Source organism: Hydrogenophaga sp. (assembly GCF_965657535.1).
Classification (GTDB): domain Bacteria; phylum Pseudomonadota; class Gammaproteobacteria; order Burkholderiales; family Burkholderiaceae_C; genus Hydrogenophaga.
This window is the reverse complement of sequence record NZ_CBFHOP010000008.1, coordinates 178899-202312: the sequence shown is the minus strand read 5'-3', so window position 1 is coordinate 202312 and position 23414 is coordinate 178899. Positions and strand designations below refer to the sequence as shown.

General features: G+C 64.8%; 20 protein-coding genes. 10 read left to right on the top strand and 10 right to left on the bottom strand.

The features are described from left to right. Window positions 1–31 precede the first annotated feature (31 nt). On the bottom strand, window positions 32–2383 hold the full coding sequence (locus ACTG4K_RS15190) for a helicase C-terminal domain-containing protein (RefSeq protein ID WP_439115051.1): 2352 nt from the start codon (window positions 2381–2383) through the stop codon (window positions 32–34). Between the two features lie 49 nt (window positions 2384–2432). On the opposite strand from ACTG4K_RS15190, the gene ACTG4K_RS15185 reads away from it, so the two are divergent. Further along, window positions 2433–3257 carry a hypothetical protein gene (locus ACTG4K_RS15185; RefSeq protein ID WP_439115050.1) on the top strand — a complete coding sequence of 275 codons (825 nt, stop codon included), beginning with the start codon at window positions 2433–2435 and terminating at the stop codon, window positions 3255–3257. Here the strand turns inward: ACTG4K_RS15185 and ACTG4K_RS15180 are convergent. The 6 genes from ACTG4K_RS15180 to ACTG4K_RS15155 all read right to left on the bottom strand — a co-directional run bounded on the left by ACTG4K_RS15180 (window position 3254) and on the right by ACTG4K_RS15155 (window position 9213). Then, window positions 3254–3952, bottom strand: coding sequence for a DUF2894 domain-containing protein (locus ACTG4K_RS15180; protein ID WP_439115049.1), 699 nt, complete (start codon window positions 3950–3952; stop codon window positions 3254–3256). The genes ACTG4K_RS15185 and ACTG4K_RS15180 overlap by 4 nt on opposite strands. Further along, window positions 3949–4599 (bottom strand): OmpA family protein, encoded by a 651-nt coding sequence (locus tag ACTG4K_RS15175; protein ID WP_439115048.1) that lies wholly within the window; start codon window positions 4597–4599, stop codon window positions 3949–3951. Before ACTG4K_RS15175 ends, ACTG4K_RS15180 begins: the two co-directional genes overlap by 4 nt. Further along, a complete protein-coding gene (locus ACTG4K_RS15170) occupies window positions 4596–6941 on the bottom strand; it encodes a DUF802 domain-containing protein (protein ID WP_439115047.1) in 2346 nt (781 codons plus the stop codon). The genes ACTG4K_RS15175 and ACTG4K_RS15170 overlap by 4 nt, the downstream gene beginning before the upstream one ends. A 10-nt stretch (window positions 6942–6951) precedes the next feature. Then, on the bottom strand, window positions 6952–7707 hold the full coding sequence (locus ACTG4K_RS15165) for a DUF3348 family protein (protein ID WP_439115046.1): 756 nt from the start codon (window positions 7705–7707) through the stop codon (window positions 6952–6954). Between the two features lie 306 nt (window positions 7708–8013). After that, the gene (locus tag ACTG4K_RS15160; RefSeq protein WP_439115045.1) at window positions 8014–8247 is read right to left on the bottom strand and encodes a SlyX family protein; all 234 of its coding nucleotides are present in this window, start codon (window positions 8245–8247) and stop codon (window positions 8014–8016) included. A 24-nt stretch (window positions 8248–8271) separates the two neighbouring features. Beyond that, window positions 8272–9213: a LysR substrate-binding domain-containing protein gene (locus ACTG4K_RS15155; RefSeq protein WP_439115044.1), complete on the bottom strand. Its 942-nt coding sequence runs from the start codon at window positions 9211–9213 to the stop codon at window positions 8272–8274. Between the two features lie 111 nt (window positions 9214–9324). Between ACTG4K_RS15155 and ACTG4K_RS15150 the strand changes: the two genes are divergently transcribed. The 9 genes from ACTG4K_RS15150 to fba all read left to right on the top strand — a co-directional run bounded on the left by ACTG4K_RS15150 (window position 9325) and on the right by fba (window position 19191). Further along, window positions 9325–10032 carry an HAD-IA family hydrolase gene (locus tag ACTG4K_RS15150; protein WP_439115043.1) on the top strand — a complete coding sequence of 236 codons (708 nt, stop codon included), beginning with the start codon at window positions 9325–9327 and terminating at the stop codon, window positions 10030–10032. A 41-nt stretch (window positions 10033–10073) separates the two neighbouring features. Beyond that, window positions 10074–10763: a ribulose-phosphate 3-epimerase gene (gene rpe / locus ACTG4K_RS15145; RefSeq protein ID WP_439115042.1), complete on the top strand. Its 690-nt coding sequence runs from the start codon at window positions 10074–10076 to the stop codon at window positions 10761–10763. A gap of 47 nt (window positions 10764–10810) precedes the next feature. Beyond that, window positions 10811–11908, top strand: coding sequence for a class 1 fructose-bisphosphatase (locus ACTG4K_RS15140; RefSeq protein ID WP_439115041.1), 1098 nt, complete (start codon window positions 10811–10813; stop codon window positions 11906–11908). A gap of 173 nt (window positions 11909–12081) precedes the next feature. Beyond that, a complete protein-coding gene (locus tag ACTG4K_RS15135; protein ID WP_439115040.1) occupies window positions 12082–12966 on the top strand; it encodes a phosphoribulokinase in 885 nt (294 codons plus the stop codon). A 112-nt stretch (window positions 12967–13078) separates the two neighbouring features. Then, window positions 13079–15160, top strand: coding sequence for a transketolase (gene tkt, locus ACTG4K_RS15130; protein ID WP_439115039.1), 2082 nt, complete (start codon window positions 13079–13081; stop codon window positions 15158–15160). Next, window positions 15161–15853, top strand: a complete 693-nt coding sequence (locus ACTG4K_RS15125; protein WP_439115038.1) for an HAD family hydrolase — start codon at window positions 15161–15163, stop codon at window positions 15851–15853. Window positions 15854–15888: 35 nt separating this feature from the next. Then, a complete protein-coding gene (gene gap, locus ACTG4K_RS15120; RefSeq protein ID WP_439115037.1) occupies window positions 15889–16887 on the top strand; it encodes a type I glyceraldehyde-3-phosphate dehydrogenase in 999 nt (332 codons plus the stop codon). A gap of 10 nt (window positions 16888–16897) precedes the next feature. Then, window positions 16898–18091, top strand: coding sequence for a phosphoglycerate kinase (locus tag ACTG4K_RS15115; RefSeq protein ID WP_439115036.1), 1194 nt, complete (start codon window positions 16898–16900; stop codon window positions 18089–18091). 32 nt (window positions 18092–18123) lie between these two features. Continuing rightward, window positions 18124–19191: a class II fructose-bisphosphate aldolase gene (gene fba, locus ACTG4K_RS15110; RefSeq protein ID WP_439115035.1), complete on the top strand. Its 1068-nt coding sequence runs from the start codon at window positions 18124–18126 to the stop codon at window positions 19189–19191. 61 nt (window positions 19192–19252) lie between these two features. Here fba and ACTG4K_RS15105 read toward each other — a convergent pair whose 3' ends face one another. The 3 genes from ACTG4K_RS15105 to ACTG4K_RS15095 all read right to left on the bottom strand — a co-directional run bounded on the left by ACTG4K_RS15105 (window position 19253) and on the right by ACTG4K_RS15095 (window position 23405). Beyond that, window positions 19253–21085, bottom strand: coding sequence for a methyl-accepting chemotaxis protein (locus ACTG4K_RS15105; protein ID WP_439115034.1), 1833 nt, complete (start codon window positions 21083–21085; stop codon window positions 19253–19255). Between the two features lie 350 nt (window positions 21086–21435). Then, on the bottom strand, window positions 21436–22050 hold the full coding sequence (locus ACTG4K_RS15100) for a c-type cytochrome (RefSeq protein WP_439115033.1): 615 nt from the start codon (window positions 22048–22050) through the stop codon (window positions 21436–21438). A 74-nt stretch (window positions 22051–22124) separates the two neighbouring features. After that, window positions 22125–23405 carry an FCSD flavin-binding domain-containing protein gene (locus ACTG4K_RS15095; RefSeq protein WP_439115032.1) on the bottom strand — a complete coding sequence of 427 codons (1281 nt, stop codon included), beginning with the start codon at window positions 23403–23405 and terminating at the stop codon, window positions 22125–22127. Between the last annotated feature and the right edge of the window lie 9 nt (window positions 23406–23414).

The window sequence follows — 23414 nt, the reverse complement described above, 5'->3', positions numbered from 1 at the left end:
GTGGTGGCGGCAGGCCACACGGTGGGCCGCACTATATGACAGTTGGCGCGCGCCGGGGCATGGGCACGGCCCACCACGCGGGCAGCAGCCGGCGCACCTCGGGCCGCGCAAAGCGGTCGTCCAGCAGCCACACGGTGCCGTGGTCTTGTTCGGTGCGGATCACGCGGCCGGCCGCTTGCACCACTTTTTGCAAACCCGGAAACAGGTAAGCGTAGTCGTAGCCGCGGCCAAACAGGGCTTGCAGCCGTGCGCGCATTTGCTCGTTCACCGGGTTCACCTGCGGCAGGCCCAGCGTGGCAATAAAGGCGCCAATCAGGCGGCGGCCCGGCAGGTCGATGCCTTCGCCAAACGCACCGCCCAGCACGGCAAAGCCAATGCCCTGGCTGTGTTCGGTGAAGCGCGCCACGAAGGCTTCGCGGTCTGGTTCGCTCATGCCGCGCGACTGCGCCCACACGGGGATGTCGCCATGCTGCATGCGCAGCCGGTCCAGCGCTTGTTGCAGGTAGTCGAAGCTGCTGAAAAAGGCCAGGTAGTTGCCCGGCTCGGCGCGGAACTGCGCGGCCAAGGTGTCGGCCAGTGGGGTGAGCGAGGCCAGGCGGTGGCTGTAGCGGGTGGAAATGTGCGGCGTGATGTGCACCGCAAGCTGCGCCGCCTTGAAGGGCGACGGCGCATCGAGCCGAAGCGTGTCGGCGGGGAGGCCGAGCATGTGGGCCACGTAGTCCATGGGCGCGAGCGTGGCTGAAAACAGCGTGGCGCTGTGCGCGGCGGCCCAGCGCGGCGCCAGCAGCGGGCCGGGCACCACGTTGCGAATGGCCAGCGCCGGGTGCTTCGCCCGCCCGGTGCCGGTGTCACGCGTGAGGTCGCACAGCGAATGTTCGCCAAACGGCTCGACCACGCGCAGAAAGTGCAGCGCTTCAAACCACCAGCGCTGCAGCGGGCCGTCCACCGCGTCCTGCGGGTGCTGGGCGAAATGGTCGCCGATGTCGCTGCACAGCTGTTGCAGCGTGGTGATGAAGTCGCCGGGCACGTCGGGCAGCACTTCGTGGTCTTGGGTTTGCGTTTTGGCCAGCGTGCCCCAGCGGCGTTGCAGTTTGTCCAGCGGCTTTTTCAGCGCGGCGGGCGCGCTCTGGCGCAGCGCCTGGAAGGCCGCGGGTTCCATCGTCGCGCTGTGCATCAGCCTTGCGCGCTCGATCAGGTTGTGCGCTTCGTCCACCAGCAGGCTCACGCGCCAGCCGTTGACTTCGGTCAGCGCGTGCCAGGCGGCGCCGTGGTCAAAGTAGTGGTTGAAGTCGCCCACCGCCACATCGGTCCAGCGCAGCATTTCTTGCCCCAGGTAATAAGGGCACACGGTGTGTTCCAGTGCCACGCTGCGCAGCGCGGCTTTGTCGAGCCAGCGGGCCTGGGCGGCGGCCTGGCGGGCATCGGGCAGGCGGTCGTAAAAGCCTTGCGCCAGCGGGCAGCTGTCGCCGTGGCAGGCTTTGTCCGGGTGTTCGCAGGCTTTGTCGCGCGCCACCCGTTCCAGCACCCGCAGTGGCATTGCCTGCGGCGTGTCGGCCTGGCTGAGCTTGCTCAGCGCGTCCAGCGCCAGCTGGCGACCGGGGGTTTTGGCGGTCAGGTAAAACAGCTTGTCGGTGCCCTGGCCTTGGCCGTTGCCGGGCGCGGCCTTGAGCGCGGCAAACAGCGTGGCCATGGTTTTACCAATACCGGTGGGCGCCTGCGCCATCAGCACCCGGCCGTTGCTGTGGCTGCGGTACACCGCTTCGGCCAGCGCGCGCTGCCCGGTGCGAAAAGCGTCAAACGGAAAAGCCAGCTCGCGCAGCGCCGCGTCGCGGGCTAGGCGGTGCGCGCGCTCGGCCCGCGCCCAGCCCGCGTAGCGGCTGCACAGGTCTTCAAAAAACCCGCGCAGTTCGGGTGCGCTGTGCCATTGGCTGAGCGGAGTTTCTTGCCCGGTGTCGATGTTGAAGTAAACGAGCGCCAGCTCCAGCCCGTCCAGCGCCAGTTGCTCGCACAGCATGTGGCCGTACACGCGGGCTTGCGCCCAGTGCAGTGCACGCTGGTTGGCGCCCATCAAAGCCGGGTCGCCGCGGTGGGTTTTGATTTCTTCCAGCCGCAGGGCCACGGAATCAAACCCATCGGCCCGGCCTTGCACGCGCAGGCCGCCCCACACCGCGCTCAGCGGCAGTTCGCGCTGGTAGCCGGCGCCCCGCCGCGACGTGACTTCGCTGTGCCCGGCCACGCCCTCGCTGCCGCTGGGCGAAGGGGTGAAGCGCAGGTCCAGGTCGCCCGCACGGGCGGCAAAGTCGCACAGTGCGCGCACCGCCACCACGCCAAGCGGGGCGTCTTCGGCGGCTTCGGCTTCCAGGCGGGGTGTAGCGGTGTTCAAAATGGGCGAGGGTATTGGGGTGGCATCGTACTGGATATATAGTCAGTTGATGAGTTCCTTTGTGCCCAACCTGACCCGCCGCCACCACCAGCGCCTGCGCGAGATCTACCGCTCGTCCGGCTGGCCCTGCCAAGACCTGCTGGAAGTGGAACTGCTCGCTGCCGGGCAGGTGGAGCGGGTGCTGTCAACACAGGGCCACGAGACGCTGCGCGTGACCGACGCCGGCATTCAGACGCTGGCACAGGTGTTTGCCAGCAACAAGGCGGCGCGCTCACCACACGAAGCGCTGGTGGAACAGGTGGCGGTGGCCATGGGCCGCGCCGGGCGCCTGGCCTGGCGCGGGCTGGCGCTGCGGGTGCCGCTGCCGCGCACCCTGTTGCAGGGCGGGCCGTTGGACGATGGCGTGTTGCCTGCGGTGGTGGCCGAGCCGGTGGCGCAGTTGTGCGCGTTTGACGACGATGAAACCGATGCGGTGCCGGACCAGCCCGAACACGCCTGGTGCATGGCTTGCCCTGATGTGTTTTCCATACGCCGCAGCTCGGTGGAAGCCTACCTGGAGCCGGTGGTGCACGAGATCAAGGTGAACCGCGCCGACCTGCTGGGCGATTTGAAGAAGCCCGCCAAACGCGCAGCTTATCTGGGGCTGGCCAGCGCTTGCTGGTATGTGCTGGGGCACGACGCCCGGGGCCGCCCGATTGGCGAACCTGACGAGATTCCACCCGAATGCGGTGTGATGCTGGCCACGCCAGACGCGCTGACGGTGGTCCGCGAAGCGCCGCGCCGGGGCATGGAGCGCCTGCCGTTTCATGTGTGGATGGCGCTGGCCAAAGCCAGCCCGGTGCCGCGCGAAGAGCGGATGCAGACCGGGTTCTAGCCTGGCTTTTTGGCCCGCACGGCGCGCGCAGGCTTGGGCTTTGGCTTGGCCGCAGCGGGCTTGAGCCGGGCGCTGGCCTGCTCGATCCAGAGCAAGGTGTCGGCGTGCGTCAGGAAGCGCCGCAGGTAGTCGGGCGACAGCTCGCGCATGAGCGCCAGCGAGCGCAGCACCAGCAGGTGCGAGTTGAGTGGCCCGGCATTTTCGGGGCCACGTTCCACCGCCAGATCCACCTGGTCTTCCGCGCTGATGCGGGACCAGGTTTCCCGAAACCGGCGCACGCTGTTCAGCTCGGGCTGGGTGTGCTGGTGGGGCTGGGCGCCATGCTCCAGCGGGTCGTCGGCCGGCAGTTGCCGCACGCGCTCGATGTAGCGGGTCAGCTCGGCCAGGGGCGATTCGGCCGCACTGGCGTTGGGACGCTGTTGCGCACCCAGCCGCTGGCGCCGCTCGCGGTTGCTTTCGGTCGCTTGGGCCGCCGGGTGGTTTTCTGGGTTGTGGCGCGTCTGCTGCGCGTGGGCGAAGCGGTGCTGGTAGTCGGCCAGGGCTGCGCCCAGCGTGGCAGCCAGCACGGCCTGCACCGCCGGCGCGGCCGTTTGCGCGCGGCTGGCCAGCGCGTCCAGGTAGTGGAAGCGCATGGGGTCCAGCTGGTGGGCGCCTGCGCTGCGCAGGTCGGCCAGCGCGGCCAGCGGCTCGTTCATGGCTTGGCTGAGGGAGGTTGGGCGGTTTTGGGCACCGGCGCCATTTCCACCCGGCGGTTCAGGGTGCGGCCCTGTTCTTCCGCGTTGGAGGCCACGGGCTGCTCGGCGCCAAACGCTGCGGCAAACACGCGCGAGGGCGGCATGCCTTCATCCATCAGTGCGCGGGTCACGGTGAGCGCGCGCTGTGCCGACAGCTCCAGGTTGTCCGCATAACGCCGGTTGCCTTCCTGGATCGGGCGGTCGTCGGTGAAGCCGCTCACCATCAGCATCTCGTCGCGTTCGCCCAGGTACACCTGCAGCGGCGGCACCAGGCTCTTGAGCAGCTGGCGTCCGTCGGGGCGCAGTTCGTCGGAATTGAGCGGAAACAACACGCTGCCGCTGATGCCAATGCGGCCGTTGTTGAGCGTGACGCGGCCGGTTTGCAGCGGAATGGCCAGGGCTTTTTCCAGCGCCATGCGGCGCTGCTCTTCGGCCTCGCGCTTGGCAATTTCTGACGCCAGGTTGCTCATCAGGTCCATCTGAACCACCAGCACGCCCACCAAAATGAGCACAAAGGCGCCCAGCAGGCCCGACATCAGGTCGCCAAAAACGGCCCAGACCGGCGCGGTCTGCTCCAGGCCGTCGTCGCGGTCGTCCAGGTCGGTCATCCCGCGGCTCCCACCGGCTGCGCTGCAGGCTGGCTGTGCAGCCGGCGCAGGTCTTCCACAATGCCTTGCTGGGCGCTGATGCTGAGGTCGATCACCTCGCGCGCCTGCGCCACGTAGTAGCCCAGCTGGTCGTCGCTGCGTGCCATCGACTGCTGGATCGCGCTTTCAATGCGCTGCAGGCTGTCCATCAGCTGCTGGTTGCTGGCGCTGAACAGCTGCACGCCGTGGCCGAACGACTCGCCCAGGCTGCTCAGCTCAACCGCGCTGGCGTTGACGTGGGCAGCCACCGCGTCCACACGGCCGGCCTGCGCGCCCAGCGTCTGGGCAAACTGGCCGCTGGCTTGCTCCATGACCGTGGCGGCTGAGGCCACCAGCGACTCGATGGCGGCGCGCTGTTCGCCCGTGGCCTGCTGCACGGTGTGCAGCAGTGCGGCGAGCTGGGCCACCAGGCTGGTGCGTTCTTGCAGGGCCAGGTTGTCGCGTTCGGTGATGTGACCCATTTCCTGGCGCATCTGGGCAATCACCTCGGCCGCAGCGCGGGGCGCTTCTGAGGCGGTTTCCAGCAGGCGGGTCATGGGGGTTTCCAGCGCGGTGCCCAGCGTGGCCAGGTGGCTGGCCAGGGCGGCCTGCAGCTCGCCCAGCCGGCTCACAGCGGCTTCGCCCCGGGCCGCTTCTTCGGCGCGCAGGGTCGTCAGGTGGTTGCTGAGCGCGGTTTGCAGGCTTTCCAGGCGGCCCACCGCCGCGTCGCCACGGGTGGATTCGTCGCTGCGCAGCGCGGCCAGCTGGCTGGCCAGCGTGGTGTGCAGGGCTTCCAGGCGCTCGGTGGCGGCCTGGGCGCGTGTGGCTTCGTCGCTGCGCAGGGCGCCCAGTTCGGTGCACCACAGCGCGGCCAGTGCGTCCATGCGCTGACCGTGGTCTTGGGCCCAGCGGGCTTCAGACTCGGTGCGGGCGCGCACCAGTTCTTCGGACTGGGCGAGCAAGCGCGCCATGTCGTCGAGGCTGCGGCCGGCCTGCTGGCTGACGCGTTCGCTGACGGTGGTGGCGGTGTGCTCCAGCGCCTGGCACACGGCCTGTTGCTGGGCCAGCGTTTGCGCGCCGGCCTGCTGCCATTCGCCCTGCAGTGTGGTGGCCAGCGCTTGCAGCGATTGCGCCCACGCGGCCTGCTTGTGCTGCTCGGCCTGAGCCAGCTCCGCCAGCGACTGGGCCGCAGTGGCTTGCACGCTGCCCAGCAAGGCAGCGGCGCGTGCTTCAAAGGTGTGGGTGAAGGCGTTCAGTGCACGGTCGAGCCCGCTCACCTGTTGTTCGCTGGTGCGTGCGTGCTGCGCCAAGGCGCTGGTCCAGGTGTCGGCCAGGGTGTTGGCGGTGGCGCCCAGCTGGGTGGCCATGCCGTTCAGTTGGGTTTGCACCGCGTCGCTCACGCGCCCGTGCTGACGTGCCGACTCTTGGGCGATGGCCGCCATGGCGGACTCAACCACCGGCTTCAGGCTCTCGCCGGCCACGCGGGCGCTGGCGCTCAGGCTGTCTTGCAGCGACGTGGCCACCGCGCTGGCCAGCCCGGTGTAGGCCACCGACACCTCGCTGTGAAACTGCGCCTGGCGGCTCAGCAATTGCGCGTCCAGTTGTTCGCTGCGCTGTTCGATGTGCGCCATCAGGGTCTGCAACTGGTGGACCACATCGGGCAGCGCCTGGGCTTGCGACTGCAGCGCCTTCAAGCTTTCCTGGCGCTGGTGGGCGAGCGAAAACGGCCGCAAACGGGTGGCGATCTGCGCGTCCAGCTGGCGCACCACGCCCAGGCGCTCGCGCCGGCTGATGGCCGACATGAGGCCCAGCATGGCCGATGCCGCCACACCGGCCACCGAGGTGCCGAAGGCCAGGCCCAGCCCCTTGATGGGGGCGGCCAGCGCCGAGCGAATGGCCTGCAGATCGGTGGAGCCGTCCAGCGCAAACACCGCGCCCTTGAACGTGACGACCATGCCCAGAAAGGTGCCCAGCATGCCCAGCATGACGAGCAAGCCCACCAGGTAGGGCGTCAGCGCCAGACCGGGCAGGGCCACGCGCTCGCCTTCCACGCGGGCGCGCACAGCGTTTTGCACCGAAGGGTGCAGGCCGGAGAGCCAGTCGTCCAGCTGCACCAGGGGCTGCGGAATGTGGGCCAGCGCCGTTTGTATCGAGGCGGTGACGCTGCGAAAACGCCGGATCTCCATGGCGCCGAGCACGTAGACAGCGCCAATCACCACGCTCATGGTCAGCGCCAGCACGCTGGAACCCACAAAACCCACCCCCACCCAGAGGACGGCCACCAGGCCCAGGACAAAGGCTACGGTCAAAACAATTCTGCTCATGGGGTCTGCTTCACGGGTTCACGGCGTTGCTGAGTGCTTCGATCATTCCCAGGACGGGCTGCAGCCGCAGGTCGAGTTCGGCCAGCAAGGTGGCCTGGAATGTCGGTTCAAAAGTGGCCAGCCAGGCGCTGGTGGGCGCCGGTGCTTCGGCTTCGGCCGGGTGCTGTTGGCGCAGTTGGTCAAAACGGCGCTCCAGAAAAGCGGGCACATTGGCCAGCATTTTCTGCTCGCGCCCGGCCAGCATCGGGTCGAGCACCGCGTCCAGCGCGGCCAGCTGGGCCAGGGCTGGCGTGGCGTTGGCCAACGTCTGGCGCACATGGCCGCGCAGGGCTTCCAGGCTCATGTCCATGCGCCGCTGGTGTTCCTGGTAACGCTGCTGGAAGGGGGCAAAGCTGACTTCTGGTGCGGCGGGTGTGGCTTCTGCGTCCACCGGCAGCACGCTGGCTGGCAGCGCGTGGCGGTGCCGCTTGGTGGCCGTGCCGGTGTCGGGTGGGGTCTGGATGGCTTTTGCCAGCGTGGCGCGCACGCGCTGAAATTCGGCGGTCAAGGCGGTAGCGCGGTCTGTGCCGTTGGCCCGGGCGCGTGTGGGCTGGGTCGACGCCATCGCCTGGATCGACTGGTGGGCCGCATGCAACGCAATGGCGTCCGCCACGTTCAGCCACTGGCCCAGCCGCTCGGCAAAGTCCTGCCGGGGCGACTCGGGCGGCGCGGGCGTGCCGTCACCAAGCAGGCGCACCAGCCTGGAACTGCTGAAGTTGCTGCGCAAAACCATTCCTTTGCCCCGAAACGGGGCCATCAAGCGGTTGAAAAAAGGGTGGCCTGGAGGCCGTTGGGCACCGGCCCAAAACTGACTGTCCATACAGTGCCTTGGCCTGAATGTCTCGCCAGCGTTGGGGGGTGCACACGGGTCGGTTGCGGCATGGGTGCCAGCAGCCGGCGTGGCCAGCATCGAATTCGCCGAGTGGGGCGAAACCGGTGGCAGGGGGTAATTAGAAACGATTCAGAAACCCGACTTGTAACCAGACGGGCTGGGGTGTGCATTCGGTCTCTTGCACCCCGGGCCAACGTGGGTTCAGTAGTGCGGCGGCAGTTCGTCGCGCGGGTCGCGCGGCGCGGCCATGTTTTCGCTGCCGCCCTGCTGGCGCAGGCGACTCACTTCGCGCAGCAGCAGGTTCAGCTGGTCTTGCTGCGTGGCCACCAGCTGGTTCAGGGTATCCAGCAGGTCTTCGGTGTAGCTGAGCTTGATCTCAAGCTGTGTCAGGCGCTCGTCGGTGCGGTCGGTTGTGGCGGTGCTGGGGCTTGTCATGGGGTGTGGGTTGGTAACAGGCTGTTACAGCGCTGGAGGGAGTTTGAGCAAGCTGCCGTATTTTTCGGCCAGATGGCTTTCCGCACGCTCCAGCATGAAATAGCGAAACGCCTCGGCGGCGGGAGACAGCAGTTTAGACAAGGTGTGCACCACGTTCCAGGCGCGCACGATGGGCGTGCCTTCCACGTCCAGGGTGGCAATCAAACCGTGTTCCAGCTCCAGGCCAATGGTGTGCAGCGACAAAAAGCTGATGCCCATGCCCGCCATTACCGCCTGCTTGATGGTTTCGTTGCTGGTCATTTCCATCACCACGCGGGGTTCCATGCGGCTGCGTTCCAGAAACTTTTCCATCGCCGCGCGCGTGCCCGAACCGCGCTCGCGCAAGATGAAGCCGTAGGGCTTTAGCGAGTCCACCGTGGGGTGGCCCACCTTAAGCAGCGGGTGGTCGGTGGCGGCCACAAACACATGCGGGTGGGCGGCAAACGGCTCGGCGCGGGTGGCCAGCTCGGTGGGCGGGCGGCCCATGATGGCAATGTCGAGCTCGTTGCCCTGCAGCATCTTCACCAGCTGTTCACGGTTGCCCACCGCGAGCCGGATTTCAATGCCCTCGTGCTCGTGCTGAAACTCGGCCATCAGCCGGGGCAGAAAGTACTTGGCGGTGCTCACCATGCCGATGGTGAGCGTGCCCACCTCCAGCCGCTGCAGCCGGGCGGCGGCGTCTTCGGCGTCTTTCAGCGTGGCCAGCACCTTGCGGGCGTACACCAGCATGTATTCGCCCGCGGTGGTCAGCGACACCTGGCGCCCGGTGCGCTCAAACAGCGGCAGGCCCACATGGCCTTCCAGCTCTTTCACTTGCATGGTGACCGCAGGCGGCGAGAGGTGCAGCACCTCGGCGGCGCGGGCAAAACTGAGGTGTTTGGCGACCTCGGTGAAAACCCTGAGTTGGCGGAAGGTGGCGTTTTTCATTCAGTAAAAGCTTAACTTAAAAGCAAGTAATCGTGAATTTACCTTATTTAAGTGAATGCCTATAGTTCGCCAACACCCCGGTTTTTCGGGGGCCTCAGGCGGTTTCAGTCCATGCTCCAAGCCCTTATTTTTGATGTTGACGGCACCCTGGCCGATACGGAAAGCGTGCACCTCGCGGCGTTCAACCACGCCTTCGAACAAGCCGGCATGGGCTGGCACTGGGACCTGGCGCAATACACGCAGTTGCTGGATGTTTCGGGTGGCAAGGAGCGCATGCTGCACCACTGGCGCAGCCTGCAGCCCGATCTGAAAGAGCTGGCCGGCGGTGCGGTCGAGGCCACCATCAACCGGCTGCACGAGATCAAGACCGCCTATTACGAAAACGCGGTCAACAGCGGCGCGGTGACGCTGCGCCCCGGCGTGCTGGCGCTCATGAACGAGGCGCGGGCCCAGGGCTTGCAGCTGGCCATTGCCACCACCACCTCGCCGGTCAACATTGCGGCCCTGCTGCGCAGTGCCATCGGGCTCGACTGGCGCAGCCACTTTCTGGCCGTGGGCGATGCGAGCAACGCCCCGGTCAAAAAGCCGAACCCGCAGGTCTACATGAAGGTGCTGGCTGACATGCGCTTGCGCGCGGCCGACTGTGTGGCCTTTGAAGACTCGGGCAATGGCCTGCGCGCCGCCATGGCCGCCGGCCTGGCCACGGTGATCACGCCCAACGGCTTCACCGCCCACCACGATTTCACCGGCGCCCTGCGCGTGGTGCCCGACCTGAGCCAGGTCAACGTGGCGCGCCTGCGCGAATGGCACAACCGCTGAGCGACTTTCCTGTTTTTACTTTCCCCTAACCAGCCTCGCTCATGACCCCCATCCGCCTTGCTCCCTCCATCTTGTCTGCCGACTTTTCCCGCCTGGGCGACGAGGTGCGCGCCATTGAAGCAGCCGGTGCCGACCTGGTGCACTTCGACGTGATGGACAACCACTACGTGCCCAACCTGACCATTGGGCCGCTGGTGTGCGAGGCCATTCGCCCGCACGTGAAGATTGGCATCGACGTGCACCTGATGGTGGAGCCGGTGGACGCGCTGATTCCGCTGTTTGCCAAGGCAGGCGCCAACATCATCACGTTCCACCCCGAAGCCAGCCGCCATGTGGACCGCACGCTGCAGCTCATTCGCGACCACGGCTGCAAAGCCGGCCTGGTGTTCAACCCGGCCACGCCGCTGGCGCTGATGGACCATGTGATGGACCGGCTGGATGTGGTGTTGCTGATGAGCGTGAACCCCGGCTTTGGCGGGCAAAAGTTCATTTACAGCACGCTGGCCAAGCTGGTGGACGCACGCCGGCGCATCGACACCCACACCGCCCAGGGCGGCCAGCCCATCTGGCTTGAAGTGGACGGCGGCGTGAAGCTGGACAACATTGCCGAGATCGTGCGCGCCGGCGCCGACACCCTGGTGGCCGGCAGTGCCGTGTTTGGCGCGCCCGACAACGACGGCGGCTACCACACCGTGATGAAGCAGCTGCGCTCGAATGCCCGCAACGCTTGAGCGGCTGAGCCTTTTTTTCAGAATTCAGAAACCACCGAGAGACTGCCATGCCTTTGTCCAAACGCTCCACGCTGACCCAGTTCCTGATTGAGGAGCGGCGTCGCTTTCCCAGCGCCAGCGGCGACTTCAACGCCCTGATTCTTGACGTGGCGCTGGCCTGCAAGGCCATTGCCCGCGCCGTGGCCTTTGGTGAGCTGGGCGGCATGCTCGGCAACCACGACGCCGCAGCGGGTGGTGCCAGCGTCAATGTGCAGGGTGAAACACAGAAGAAGCTGGACGTGATCAGCAACGACATGTTCATCAGCGCCAACAACTGGGGCGGCCACCTGGCCGGCATGGGTTCGGAAGAAATGGACGAGCCTTACCAAATACCCGGTCAGTACCCGCGCGGCAAATACCTGCTGGTGTTTGATCCGCTGGACGGCTCCAGCAACATCGATGTGAACGTGTCGGTGGGCAGCATTTTTTCGATCCTGCGCGCGCCGCAAGCGGTGATCGACAGTGGGCGCGACATCACCGCCGAAGACTTTTTTCAGCCCGGCGCCCAGCAGCTCGCGGCCGGCTACGCGCTCTACGGCCCCACCACCATGCTGGTGCTCACCGTGGGCAATGGTGTCAATGGCTTCACGCTTGACCCCAATCTGGGCGAATTCAAGCTGACGCACCACAACATCCAGATTCCCGCCGACACGCAGGAGTTCGCCATCAACGCGTCCAACAGCCGTTTTTGGGAAGCGCCAGTGAAGCGCTACGTGGACGAGTGCCTGGCCGGCAAAACCGGGCCACGCGGCAAAGACTTCAACATGCGCTGGATCGCCAGCATGGTGGCCGAGGCGCACCGCATCTTGATGCGCGGCGGCGTGTTCATGTACCCGCGCGACACCAAAGACACCAGCAAGCCCGGGCGCCTGCGCCTGCTGTACGAGGCCAACCCCATCGGCATGCTCATGGAGCAGGCCGGTGGCCGCGCCAGCACCGGCAGCGTGCCCATGCTGAGCGTGGTGCCCACCGCGCTGCACCAGCGCATTGGCCTGGTGTTTGGCAGCAAGAACGAGGTCGACCGCATTGAGCGCTACCACCGTGAGCCGGTGGCCATGAAGGACCACACGCCGCTGTTCGCGGAGCGAAGTCTGTTTAGGGATTAAGCACGCAAGCCCACTCCTCGACCACCCCTTTTCGTCCCTTCATCCACCACCACAGACCCCCGTAGCGCCCGAAGTGCCTGAGCCAGAACACCGCCGGGCCGGCTTTGCCGGACGGCTGGTGTTGCCCCCTTGGGGGGTGACGCCGCAGGCGGCGCGGGGGGATAGGAGTTTTCATGTCTGAACGCCACCCCATCATTGCTATCACCGGCTCGTCCGGCGCGGGTACCTCGACGGTGACCCGCACTTTCCAGAACATCTTTCGCCGCGAAAACGTGACCGCCGGCATCATTGAAGGCGACAGCTTTCACCGCTACGACCGCAAGGAAATGAAGCTAAAGGCGGCCGAAGCCGAGGCCGCGGGCAACCACAATTTCAGCCATTTCGGCGCCAATGCCAACCTGTTTGGCGAGATTGAAAACCTGTTTCGCACCTACAGCGCCACCGGCCAGGGCAAGAGCCGCAAGTACCTGCACAACGCCGAAGAAGCTGCGCCCTACCAGCAGGACCCGGGCACCTTCACCCCTTGGGAAGACCTGCCGGCCGACACCGACATGCTGTTTTACGAAGGCCTGCACGGTGCCGTGGTCACGCCCGAGCACAACGTGGCGCAGTACCCGGATCTGCTGGTCGGCGTGGTGCCGGTGATCAACCTGGAGTGGATCCAGAAGCTCTACCGCGACAAGAACATGCGCGGCTACAGCGCCGACGCGGTGACCGACACCATCTTGCGCCGCATGCCCGACTATGTGAACTACATCACCCCGCAGTTTCAGCACACGCATGTGAACTTTCAGCGCGTGCCCATTGTGGACACCAGCAACCCGTTTGTGGCGCGCGACGTGCCCACCGCCGACGAGAGCATGGTGGTGATCCGATTCGCCAAGCCCAAAGGCATCGATTTCCAGTACCTGCTGAGCATGATCAACGGTTCCATGATGAGCCGCGCCAACACCATCGTGGTGCCGGGCGGGAAGATGGAGCTGGCGATGCAGCTGATCTTCACGCCCTTCATCTGGCGCATGGTGGAGAGAAAAAAGAACGCCCCCCGCGCCGGCTGACGCCGTCACCCCCCGCTGGGGGGCAACGCCTGCGGCCCGGCGAAGCCGGTTCCGCGGCGTTCTGGATGAACTGCCCTTCGCTCGCTTTTGCTTTCTCTTTCAAGGACTCTGTATGCAGAACCCTTCGCCCGAACTAGCCCGTCAGATGGCGAATGCCATACGCATGCTCGCTGTCGATGCTGTGGAAAAAGCCAAGTCTGGCCACCCCGGCGCGCCCATGGGCATGGCCGACATTGCCGAGGTGCTGTGGAACCGGCACCTGAAGCACAACCCGGCCAACCCGCACTGGCCCGACCGCGACCGCTTCGTGCTGTCCAACGGCCATGGCTCGATGCTGATTTATGCGCTGCTGCACCTGACGGGTTACGACCTGCCGATGAGCGAGTTGAAGGCCTTTCGCCAACTGCACAGCAAGACCGCAGGCCACCCCGAGGTGGGCATCACCCCCGGTGTGGAAACCACCACCGGCCCGCTGGGCCAGGGCATCAGCAACGCGGTGGGCATGGCGCTGGCCGAGAAGCTGCTGGCCGCAGAGTTCAACCGCGAAGACGAAGATGGCACGCACCACATCGTGGACCACCACACCTTCGCGTTTTTGGGTGACGGCTGCATGATGGAAGGCATCAGCCACGAGGCCTGCGCGCTGGCCGGCACGCTGCGCCTCTCGAAGCTGGTGGCGTTTTACGACGACAACGGCATTTCCATCGACGGCCACGTTGAAGGCTGGTTCACCGACGACACCCCCAAGCGCTTTGACGCCTACGGCTGGCACGTGATTCCCAACGTGGACGGGCACAACCCGGCCGCCATCGAAGCCGCGCTGATCGAAGCCAAGCAGCAGGGCGCCTTGCCCCACGGCAAGCCGACGCTGATTTGTTGCAAGACCGTGATTGGCATGGGTTCACCCAACAAGGCCGGCACGCACGACGTGCACGGTGCCGCGCTGGGCGCGGCCGAGGTGCAGGCCACGCGCGACGCGCTGAGCTGGACGGCGCCGCCGTTTGAAATTCCTGCTGAGCTGGCCCTGACCTGGAATGCGGTGGACCGCGGCGCCGCGGCCGAGCAAGCCTGGCAGCAGCGCTTTGACGCCTACCGCGTGCAGTACCCGCTGGAAGCGGCCGAGTTTGAGCGCCGCATGGCTGGCGATCTGCTGCCCGACTTCGCCAAGAACCTGCCCGAGGTGCTGGAAGCCATCGCCGCCAAGGCCGATGCCTTCGCCACCCGCAAGTCGAGCCAGAACGCGCTGGACCTGTTGGCGCCGCTGGTGCCCGAGTTCTTTGGCGGCAGCGCCGACCTGACCGGCTCCAACCTCACCAACTTCAAAGGTTGCGTGAAGGCGGGGCGCGACGCCTGGGGCAACCACCTGAGCTACGGCGTGCGCGAATTCGGCATGGCCGCCATCATGAACGGCATCGCCCTGCACGGTGGCTACATCCCCTACGGCGGCACCTTCCTCACGTTCTCCGACTACAGCCGCAACGCCATCCGCATGGCCGCGCTGATGAAGCTGCGCGTGATCCATGTGTTCACGCACGACAGCATTGGTCTGGGCGAAGACGGCCCCACGCACCAGAGCGTGGAGCACGTACCCAGCCTGCGCATCATTCCCGGGCTGGACGTGTGGCGCCCGGCCGATGGCCTGGAAACCGCCGTGGCCTGGGCCAGCGCCATCGAGCGGTGCGACGGACCGAGCGCGCTGTGCCTTTCGCGCCAGAACCTGCCGCGCCTCAGCGACGCCAGCATGGTCGGGAAGATCCGCAAAGGCGGCTATGTGCTGGCCGAAGGTGCGAACCCCAAGGCCGTGATCTTGGCCACCGGTTCCGAGACCTCGCTGGCCATGGAAGCCCACGCCGCGCTGGCAGCGGAGGGCATCAGCACGCGCGTGGTGTCCATGCCCAGCAGCAACGTGTTCGACCGCCAGCCCGAGGCGTATCAAGACAAGGTGCTGCCGCTTTCACTGCCCACGGTGGCGGTGGAAGCCGCACACCCCGATTTCTGGCGCAAGTACGTAGGCCGCACCGGCGTGGTGGTGGGCATCGCCACCTTCGGCGAATCGGCCCCGGCCAAAGACCTGTACCAGCACTTCGGCATCACCGCTGCCCGCGTGTGTGACGCCGTGCGCACCCTGGTGCACCGGGCCGAGCACCGGCGCGAAGAGGTTCTGCCCGAGCACATCATCACAGGGGCCCACTGAATGACCGCCTACCCCTACGACTTGATCCTGTTCGATCTCGACGGCACGCTGATCGAGACGGCGCCCGAGATCGCCGACGCGGTCAACGACACCTTGACCCGGTTTGAACTGCCCCCAGTGACCCAGCAGCAGGTGAACGACTGGATCGGCCATGGCACGCGCACCTTGCTGATCCAGGCGCTGGCAGAAGTCGGCAAGACGACGCTGGAAGCCGTGCAGGCGGCCGACAACTTCAAGCAGATTGAGGCGGCCTTTGGCACCCACTACGAACAACGTTGCGGCACGCGCAGCCACCTTTACCCGTGCGTGCGAGAAACCCTGCAGGCCCTGCGTGCCCAGGGCGTGAAGCTGGTGGTGATGACCAACAAGGAAGGGCGCTACACCCAGGTGGTGCTCGATGCGCACGAACTGGCGCCGCTGTTTGACCACGTGATCAGCGGCGATACCTTGCCGGTGAAGAAGCCCAACCCAGCCGGGATTGACGATTGCCTGCAGCGTTTTGGTGTGGCGCGTGAGCGCGCCCTGTTTGTGGGGGACTCCAGCATCGACGTGGCCACAGCGCGCAACGGCGGCATAACGGTGTGGGCGCTGCCCTACGGCTACAACATGGGCGAACCCATTGAATCGTGCAACCCCGATCGCGTGATTCCCGATTTTTCGGCGTTGACCACCTTGCTGCCTACGCCAGCCTGAACGCCCATTTTTCTCTTTTCCCGGAGCACTTTTTCATGACCATCAAGATCGGCATCAACGGTTTCGGCCGCATCGGGCGCAACGTGCTGCGCAGCGCCATTCAGAACTTCGCGGACATCGAAGTCGTTGCCATCAACGACCTGCTGGAGCCCGACTACCTCGCCTACATGCTGCAATACGACAGCGTGCACGGCCGCTTCAAGGGCACCGTCAAGGTCGAAGGCGGCAACATCGTCGTAAATGGCAAAACCATTCGCCTCACGCAAGAGCGCGACCCCGCCAACCTGAAGTGGAACGAAGTCGGTGCCGACATCGTCATCGAGTCCACCGGCCTGTTCCTGGACAAGGTCACCGCCCAGAAGCACCTGGACGCCGGCGCCAAGAAGGTCATCCTGTCCGCGCCGTCCAAAGACGACACCCCCATGTTCGTTTACGGTGTGAACGACAAGACCTACGCCGGCCAGGCCATCATCTCCAACGCTTCGTGCACCACCAACTGCCTGGCCCCCGTGGCCAAGGTCCTGAACGACAAGTGGGGCATCAAGCGCGGCCTGATGACCACGGTGCACGCCGCCACCGCCACGCAGAAAACCGTGGACGGCCCGAGCAACAAAGACTGGCGCGGCGGCCGCGGCATTCTGGAAAACATCATCCCCAGCAGCACGGGCGCTGCCAAGGCCGTGGGCGTGGTCATTCCCGAGCTGAACAAAAAGCTCACCGGCATGAGCTTTCGCGTGCCCACGTCCGACGTGTCCGTGATCGATCTGACCGTGGAGCTGAACAGCGAAGCGACCTACGCCGAAATTTGCGCCGAGATGAAGGCCCAGAGCGAAGGCGCCCTGAAGGGTGTGCTGGCCTACACCACCGACAAAGTGGTGGCCACCGACTTCCGTGGCGAGACCTGCACCAGCGTGTTCGACGCCGACGCCGGCATTGCGCTGGACAGCACCTTTGTGAAGGTGGTGGCCTGGTACGACAACGAGTGGGGCTATTCGAACAAGTGCCTGGAGATGGTGCGCGTGGTTGGCGCCTGAGGAGCAGGACATGAAATTTTTGAGATTCCGCGACGTGTGTGCCAGTGGTTTTGCGCGCGACAAACGCGTGTTCATCCGCGCCGACCTCAACGTGCCGCAAGACGACGCAGGCCGCATCACCGAAGACACGCGCATCCGCGCCAGCATCCCCGCCATTCAGATGGCGCTGGACGCGGGAGCCGCCGTCATGGTCACCAGCCACCTGGGCCGCCCCACCGAGGGTGCGTTCAAACCCGAAGACTCCCTGACTCCAGTGGCCGGGCGCCTGGGCGAGCTCATGGGCCGCTCCGTGCGTGTGGTGGCCAACTGGGTGGACGGTGATTTTTCGGTGGCCCCCGGTGAAGTGGTGATGCTGGAAAACTGCCGCCTGAACAAAGGCGAGAAGAAGAACAGCCCCGAGCTGGCCAAAAAGCTCGGCAGCCTGTGCGACATCTTCGTGCACGACGCCTTTGGCACCGCGCACCGCGCCGAAGGCACCACCTACGGCATTGCCGAAACCGCCCCCATCGCTTGCGCTGGCCCGCTGCTCGCGGCTGAAATGGACGCCATCGGCAAAGCCCTGGCCGCTCCCAAACGCCCGCTCATCGCCATCGTCGCCGGCAGCAAGGTCAGCACCAAGCTCACTATTCTGCAAGCGCTGGCCAAGAATGTGGACGGCCTCATCGTCGGCGGCGGCATCGCCAACACCTTCATGCTCGCCGCCGGCTTGAAGATCGGCAAAAGCCTGGCCGAGCCCGACCTGGTGGGTGAAGCCAAAGCCGTGATCGACGCCATGCAAGCGCGTGGCGCGGCGGTACCGATTCCTACCGACGTGGTGACCGCCAAGACCTTCAGCCCCGACGCCGTGGCGACGGTGAAAGCCGCCACCGACGTGGCCGACGACGACCTGATTCTGGACATTGGCCCACAGACCGCAGCGCTGCTGGCCGAGCAGCTGAAGAAAGCCGGCACCATTGTGTGGAACGGCCCGGTGGGCGTGTTCGAGTTCGCGGCGTTCGAGAACGGCACCAAAGTCATCGCACAAGCCATTGCTGAGAGCAGCGCCTTCAGCATCGCTGGCGGTGGCGACACGCTGGCGGCGATCGCCAAGTACGGCATCGAGAAAGACTTGGGCTACATCTCCACCGGTGGTGGCGCTTTCCTCGAAGTGCTGGAGGGCAAGACGCTGCCGGCGTTCGAGATCCTGGCCAAGCGCGCCTCCTGATCCCTTTCATTGACCATTTGTAGGAGCCCACCATGGCACTCATTTCCCTTCGTCAGCTGCTCGACCACGCCGCCGAGCACCAGTACGGCCTGCCGGCCTTCAACGTCAACAACATGGAGCAGGTGCAGGCCATCATGCAGGCGGCTGATGCGGTGAACAGCCCGGTCATCCTGCAAGGTTCGGCCGGTGCGCGCTCCTACGCGGGCGAGCCGTTTCTGCGCCACCTGATTTCGGCCGCGATCGAGATGTACCCGCACATTCCCGTGTGCATGCACCAGGACCACGGCGCTGCGCCCGCCATCTGCGCTCGCTCCATCCAGTCGGGCTTCAGCTCGGTGATGATGGATGGCAGCCTGCTGGCCGACGGCAAGACGCCGTCGAGCTACGAGTACAACGTCAACACCACCAAACAGGTGGTGGACCTGGCCCACGCCTGCGGTGTGTCGGTCGAAGGTGAACTTGGTTGCCTGGGTTCGCTGGAAACTGGAAAGGCCGGCGAAGAAGACGGCCACGGCGCTGAAGGCGTACTCAATCATTCCGCGCTGCTTACCGACCCCGATGAAGCCGCCGATTTCGTGACCAAGACCCAGGTGGACGCCCTGGCCATCGCCATCGGCACCAGCCACGGCGCCTACAAGTTCAGCAGCAAGCCCAGCGGCAAGGTGCTGCGCATCGACCGTGTGAAAGAGATTCACCAGCGCATCCCCAATGTGCACCTGGTGATGCACGGCAGCAGCAGCGTGCCGGAAGACTGGCTCGCCATCATCAACCAGTACGGCGGCGACATGGGCGTGACCTATGGCGTGCCGGTGGAAGAGATCGTCGAAGGCATCAAAAACGGCGTGCGCAAGGTCAACATCGACACCGACCTGCGCATGGTCAGCACCGGCGCCATCCGCAAGCACCTGGCCGAAGACCGCAAAAACTTTGACCCGCGCAAGTTTTACAAAGAAGCCACCAAGGCCATGCAGGCCATTTGCGCCGCGCGCTACGAGGCCTTTGGCGCCGCCGGTATGGCCAGCAAGATCACCCAGGTGTACAGCCTGGAGACCATGCAAAAGCGCTACGACAAGGGCGAGCTGGTGGCCAGGGTGGCTTGAGCGGCTGCCCGGGGGTGCGGGGAGGACGCGCTCGCCAGCGCTCGCCTGTGTCGCAGCGGCATCATCTGCGCGCAAGTCGGAAGAAGCTGACCATGCGAACCAATTCGTCTGCCTGCTCCTTAAGACTGTCGGCCGCTGCCGCAGACTCTTCTACCAAAGCGGAGTTCTGGTGCGTGGCCGAATCGAGCTCACTGACCGCCGCGCTCACAACGCCGATGCCCAGCGTCTGTTTGCCCGTGGTGTTGGAGATTTCACCAATGAGGTCGGTGACCCGCTGAACCTGGTCCACGATGTCTTTCATCGTGGCCCCAGCGTCGGAAACCAACTGGGTGCCGGCCATGACGCCTGTCACGCTTTGGGTGATGAGGGTGTTGATTTCCTTGGCAGCGCCAGCCGAGCGTTGTGCCAGGTTGCGCACCTCTGCTGCCACCACAGCGAAGCCGCGCCCCTGTTCGCCAGCGCGTGCGGCTTCAACAGCGGCATTCAGCGCCAAGATATTGGTCTGAAATGCAATCCCGTCGATCACCGACGTGATTTCACCAATGCGCTTTGAGCTCAGCGATATCTCTTTCATCGTCGACACCACCTGCCCCACCACTTCTGCACCTCGCAGCGCCACCGCGCTGGCCGATGCGGCCACCTGCGTGGCGGCGCGCGCGTTTTGAGCACTGGTCAGCAAGGTGTCTGAAAACTGGCCCATCGCAGAAGCCGCTTGTTGCAGGCTGGTGGCTTGTTGTTCGGTTCGAACACTCAAATCGTGGCCCCCGCTGGAAATCTGATGTGAGCCTGTTGCAATGCTGTCGCTGCTGGCACTCACCTGGGACACCAGGTCGCGCAACTGCGTGCACATGCGGTTCATGGCGGCCATCACGCTGGTTGTGTCTCCGTGCGCAACGTTCACTTGTATCGTCAAGTCTCCTTCGGCTACCGCGTTGGCAATGCGAGCCACCTCAGCAGGCTCGCCACCCGTGGTTCGCAATACCGATCGCAGCACCCATGAACCCATCGCCACCAAACCCAATACGGCTGCGCCAAAAATCGAGCCGATCAGCCAAAGCATTTGTTCCGTGGTGTGGTGGTATGAATCGATGGCATCGGTGGCAAATGCACTGGCCACGGAAACGGTGGCGTCCACACCTGCGCGGTGTTCTAGGTAAATCTGGTGCGCCGCATTGAGCGCTGCAATACTGGCCTCCTTGTCGCTTCGGGCAACGGCATTAAAAACAGCGTCAGAAGCCGCAATCAGCCTCTTGCCTGCCTCATGTTGAGCGCCCAACAGTTGCGATTCCAATCCGTAGGGGGGGTGTTCTGTCCAGTAATTGACGCGCCCGTTGTATTCACTGGCCAACCGCTGGGACACTTTCTGTGCCTCGGCAACGGGCAGCGTGCCGTCCACCGCCATCCCGAGCACCAGGCGCAACTCAATCAGGTACATGGGCGGCGGAAGAATATCGGCCACAACGTCCTTCGCATCAAAGCCCCGGGTCACCGCGTCGGCCGCGCGGTAGCTCCCCACGAAGGCAGAGGCCGCCAACACGCACAACGCTGCGATACCTGCCGCAGCCAGTAGCAACAAACTGAAGCGCAAAGAAATTTTCATGATCTTCCCAGGTGCAAAATTTTTGATGGCGAAATAGCCAAATCCCCCTGTGCATGCGTCGGGCAAAACGGCAGTGGTCCAAGGATGCGTTTTACTTCGACACATGCAGATGATTCCTTGAATCATTTGGTGGTATTTATTCAATTTGCACTGCAAATAGATGCCATTTAAAGGATTCAGTGGCAGCGGCCTGTGCGGCAGAATTGCCTCGCCTGCAACAGATGGAGAAAAATCAGGTTTCGCCCTTGTTTTCCGCTGGCGGCAGCGGCCACAGGCCTCAAAAGTAGGGCCCAAGTGGGCCCATTCCCCACCTTTTTCGCTTCGACGCCCTCTGCCACGCCAGCTCTCCGTGGGGCCCAAGGTCATTCCTTTAGGCGGCGAGGCGTTGTCGCAAGTTGCCAAGGCCTGTTTGGGTGCACGGCCTGCAAGCTGTCCAAAAATGTTTTGAAAAGAGGGCGTCCACCGCGAAGGCGGTCGGGTCTGTGTGGTGCGGGGAGATCGACGTCTTCAGCTTGAGTCGACACCAGCCCTAGGAGCCTGGGCGGCGCAAGCGCATTGGCTGCAACGGATGGAGAAAAGGCTCACTTCGCCCCGGCTTTTCCGGGCCGCTGGAAAGTGCCGCGCTGCAAGCGCGGCGAGGGGGGTTACTTGCTGCTAACGTATTCCGCCACAGCCGCCATTTCCAGCTCGGTCATCTTTTCTGCCACCACATGCATCACCACGTTGTCGTTGGTGCGGTCGCGTTTGTTGAACGACTTGAGCTGCGTGTGGATGTAGCCCGAGAACTGGGTGGCCAGGCGGGGCAGGTTGGCTGCACCTTCTGCGTTGGTGCCGTGGCAGCTGACGCAGGCCGGCACACCGCTGAACTTGTTACCGTTGTGGTAAACGTAGCGACCCATGGCAGCCAGCTGGGGGTCTTTGGCCTCTTCTCGCGGCAGGCTCATTTTTTCGTAATATTTGCCCAGCGCCAGCATTTCGTCTGGCGTGAGTTTGGCCACCATCTCGTTCATGGCCGAACTTTTGCGCTGGCCGCTCTTGAACGCTTCAAGCTGCTTGGCCACGTACTGCGCGTGCTGACCCGCCAGGCGCGGAAAGGCTTCGCTGGTGGACTCGCCCTGTGCCCCGTGGCACAGGAAGCAGGAGCCACCGGCAATGCGCTTGGCGCGGGCTTCGTCGGCTTGCGCCCAAGCGCCGGTGTGTGCCAGCAGCGCTGTGACAGCGGCGAGGCCAGAGAGGATGAGGGGACGACAGGCTTTCATTGCATAACCTCAGACTGATATTTGAAAGCGAAAAAAAGCGCCCCGCGGTGACAACGGGGCGCTTTTGCAGTTCATCAGGCCAGTGTGTCGGCCCAGATGTTGCGCGCCCAGGCGTGGGCATAGCGGCCTTCCAGCTCGCTGGCCGCGCTCGACACGCCACCCGAACCCGGCACGGTCAGCATGGTTTTCTTTTCCGCGTCGTAGCGGTGCACGCTGGCCACGTGGACCACGTCTTCGTCGGTCACGAAGCTGTAGCAGGTGTTGGCATAGATCGGCATGCTCGGTGCTTCCTTGCCGGCCAGCAACGAGACCACTGCCGCAGCGCAGGTCTTGCCGTGCTGGTTGGCCATGTGGCCCGACTTTGGCATGCCCGGCGCGATCTGGATCGAGTCGCCAAGGACGTGGATGTTCTTGTGGGCCTTGGACTCAAACGTCAGAAAGTCCACTTCGCACCAGCGGTTGTTGGCTGTGGCCAGACCGGTTTTCACCGCAATGTCACCGGCGCGCATGTTGGGCACCACGTTGGCCACGGCGGCTTTGAAGTCGTCGTTGAACTCGAACTTCAAGGTGTTGGTGGCGGCGTCCACATCGGTTACCCGGTGCTTGGGGCGGTACTCGATCATGCCGTCGTAGTGGTCTTTCCAGGCCTTCATGAACAGACCTTTCTTTGACTGGATGTCGTCGTTGGCGTCGAAGATCACGACCTTGCTCTTGGGCTTGGCCTTCTTGAAGTAGTTGGCCACCAGGCTGGCGCGCTCGTAGGGGCCGGGCGGGCAGCGGTAAGGCGCCAGCGGGATGGAGAGCGCATAGACGCCGCCGTCGGGCATGGCTTCGAGCTGTTTGCGCAGGGCCACGGTTTGTGCGCCGGCTTTCCAGGCGTGCAGCACCTTGTCCTTGGCGCCGTCTTTGGCCATGCCGGGCAGGCTGTCCCACATGAAGTCGATGCCGGGCGACAGAATGAGCCGGTCGTAGGGCAGTTCGCCGCCGCTGGCCAGTTTGACCATGCGCTTTTCAGCGTCGATGCTGGCGACCATGTCGCGCACCACCTTCACGCCGTGGCGCTTGGTCAGGTTGTCGTAGGGCGTGGTGATCTCGGCAATGGTCTTGCTGCCTTGGATCACCAGGTTGGAGATGGGGCACGAAATGAAGGCTTCGTTGGGCTCAATCAGCGTGACCTGGATGCCGTAGTCGGAAAACATGCGCACGTATTTGGCTGCGGTGGCACCGCCATAGCCGCCACCCACCACCACCACTTTGGCGCTGCTGCCACCTATGCCGGCACAACCACCCAGCAAACCCAGACCAGCCACAGCCGAGCCAGCGCCCAGCGTTTGTACAAATTGACGACGTTTCATGGTGGAGCT

Coding starts and splice junctions, on each gene's coding strand:
- ACTG4K_RS15185 (WP_439115050.1), top strand. CDS start 2,433: ATGAGTTCCTTTGTGCCCAACCTGACCCGCCGCCACCACCAGCGCCTG.
- fba (WP_439115035.1), top strand. CDS start 18,124: ATGGCACTCATTTCCCTTCGTCAGCTGCTCGACCACGCCGCCGAGCAC.
- ACTG4K_RS15170 (WP_439115047.1), bottom strand. CDS start 6,941: ATGAGCAGAATTGTTTTGACCGTAGCCTTTGTCCTGGGCCTGGTGGCC.
- ACTG4K_RS15095 (WP_439115032.1), bottom strand. CDS start 23,405: ATGAAACGTCGTCAATTTGTACAAACGCTGGGCGCTGGCTCGGCTGTG.
- ACTG4K_RS15150 (WP_439115043.1), top strand. CDS start 9,325: ATGCTCCAAGCCCTTATTTTTGATGTTGACGGCACCCTGGCCGATACG.
- ACTG4K_RS15160 (WP_439115045.1), bottom strand. CDS start 8,247: ATGACAAGCCCCAGCACCGCCACAACCGACCGCACCGACGAGCGCCTG.
- ACTG4K_RS15115 (WP_439115036.1), top strand. CDS start 16,898: ATGAAATTTTTGAGATTCCGCGACGTGTGTGCCAGTGGTTTTGCGCGC.
- ACTG4K_RS15140 (WP_439115041.1), top strand. CDS start 10,811: ATGCCTTTGTCCAAACGCTCCACGCTGACCCAGTTCCTGATTGAGGAG.
- ACTG4K_RS15135 (WP_439115040.1), top strand. CDS start 12,082: ATGTCTGAACGCCACCCCATCATTGCTATCACCGGCTCGTCCGGCGCG.
- tkt (WP_439115039.1), top strand. CDS start 13,079: ATGCAGAACCCTTCGCCCGAACTAGCCCGTCAGATGGCGAATGCCATA.
- ACTG4K_RS15125 (WP_439115038.1), top strand. CDS start 15,161: ATGACCGCCTACCCCTACGACTTGATCCTGTTCGATCTCGACGGCACG.
- ACTG4K_RS15155 (WP_439115044.1), bottom strand. CDS start 9,213: ATGAAAAACGCCACCTTCCGCCAACTCAGGGTTTTCACCGAGGTCGCC.
- rpe (WP_439115042.1), top strand. CDS start 10,074: ATGACCCCCATCCGCCTTGCTCCCTCCATCTTGTCTGCCGACTTTTCC.
- ACTG4K_RS15175 (WP_439115048.1), bottom strand. CDS start 4,599: ATGACCGACCTGGACGACCGCGACGACGGCCTGGAGCAGACCGCGCCG.
- gap (WP_439115037.1), top strand. CDS start 15,889: ATGACCATCAAGATCGGCATCAACGGTTTCGGCCGCATCGGGCGCAAC.
- ACTG4K_RS15180 (WP_439115049.1), bottom strand. CDS start 3,952: ATGAACGAGCCGCTGGCCGCGCTGGCCGACCTGCGCAGCGCAGGCGCC.
- ACTG4K_RS15100 (WP_439115033.1), bottom strand. CDS start 22,050: ATGAAAGCCTGTCGTCCCCTCATCCTCTCTGGCCTCGCCGCTGTCACA.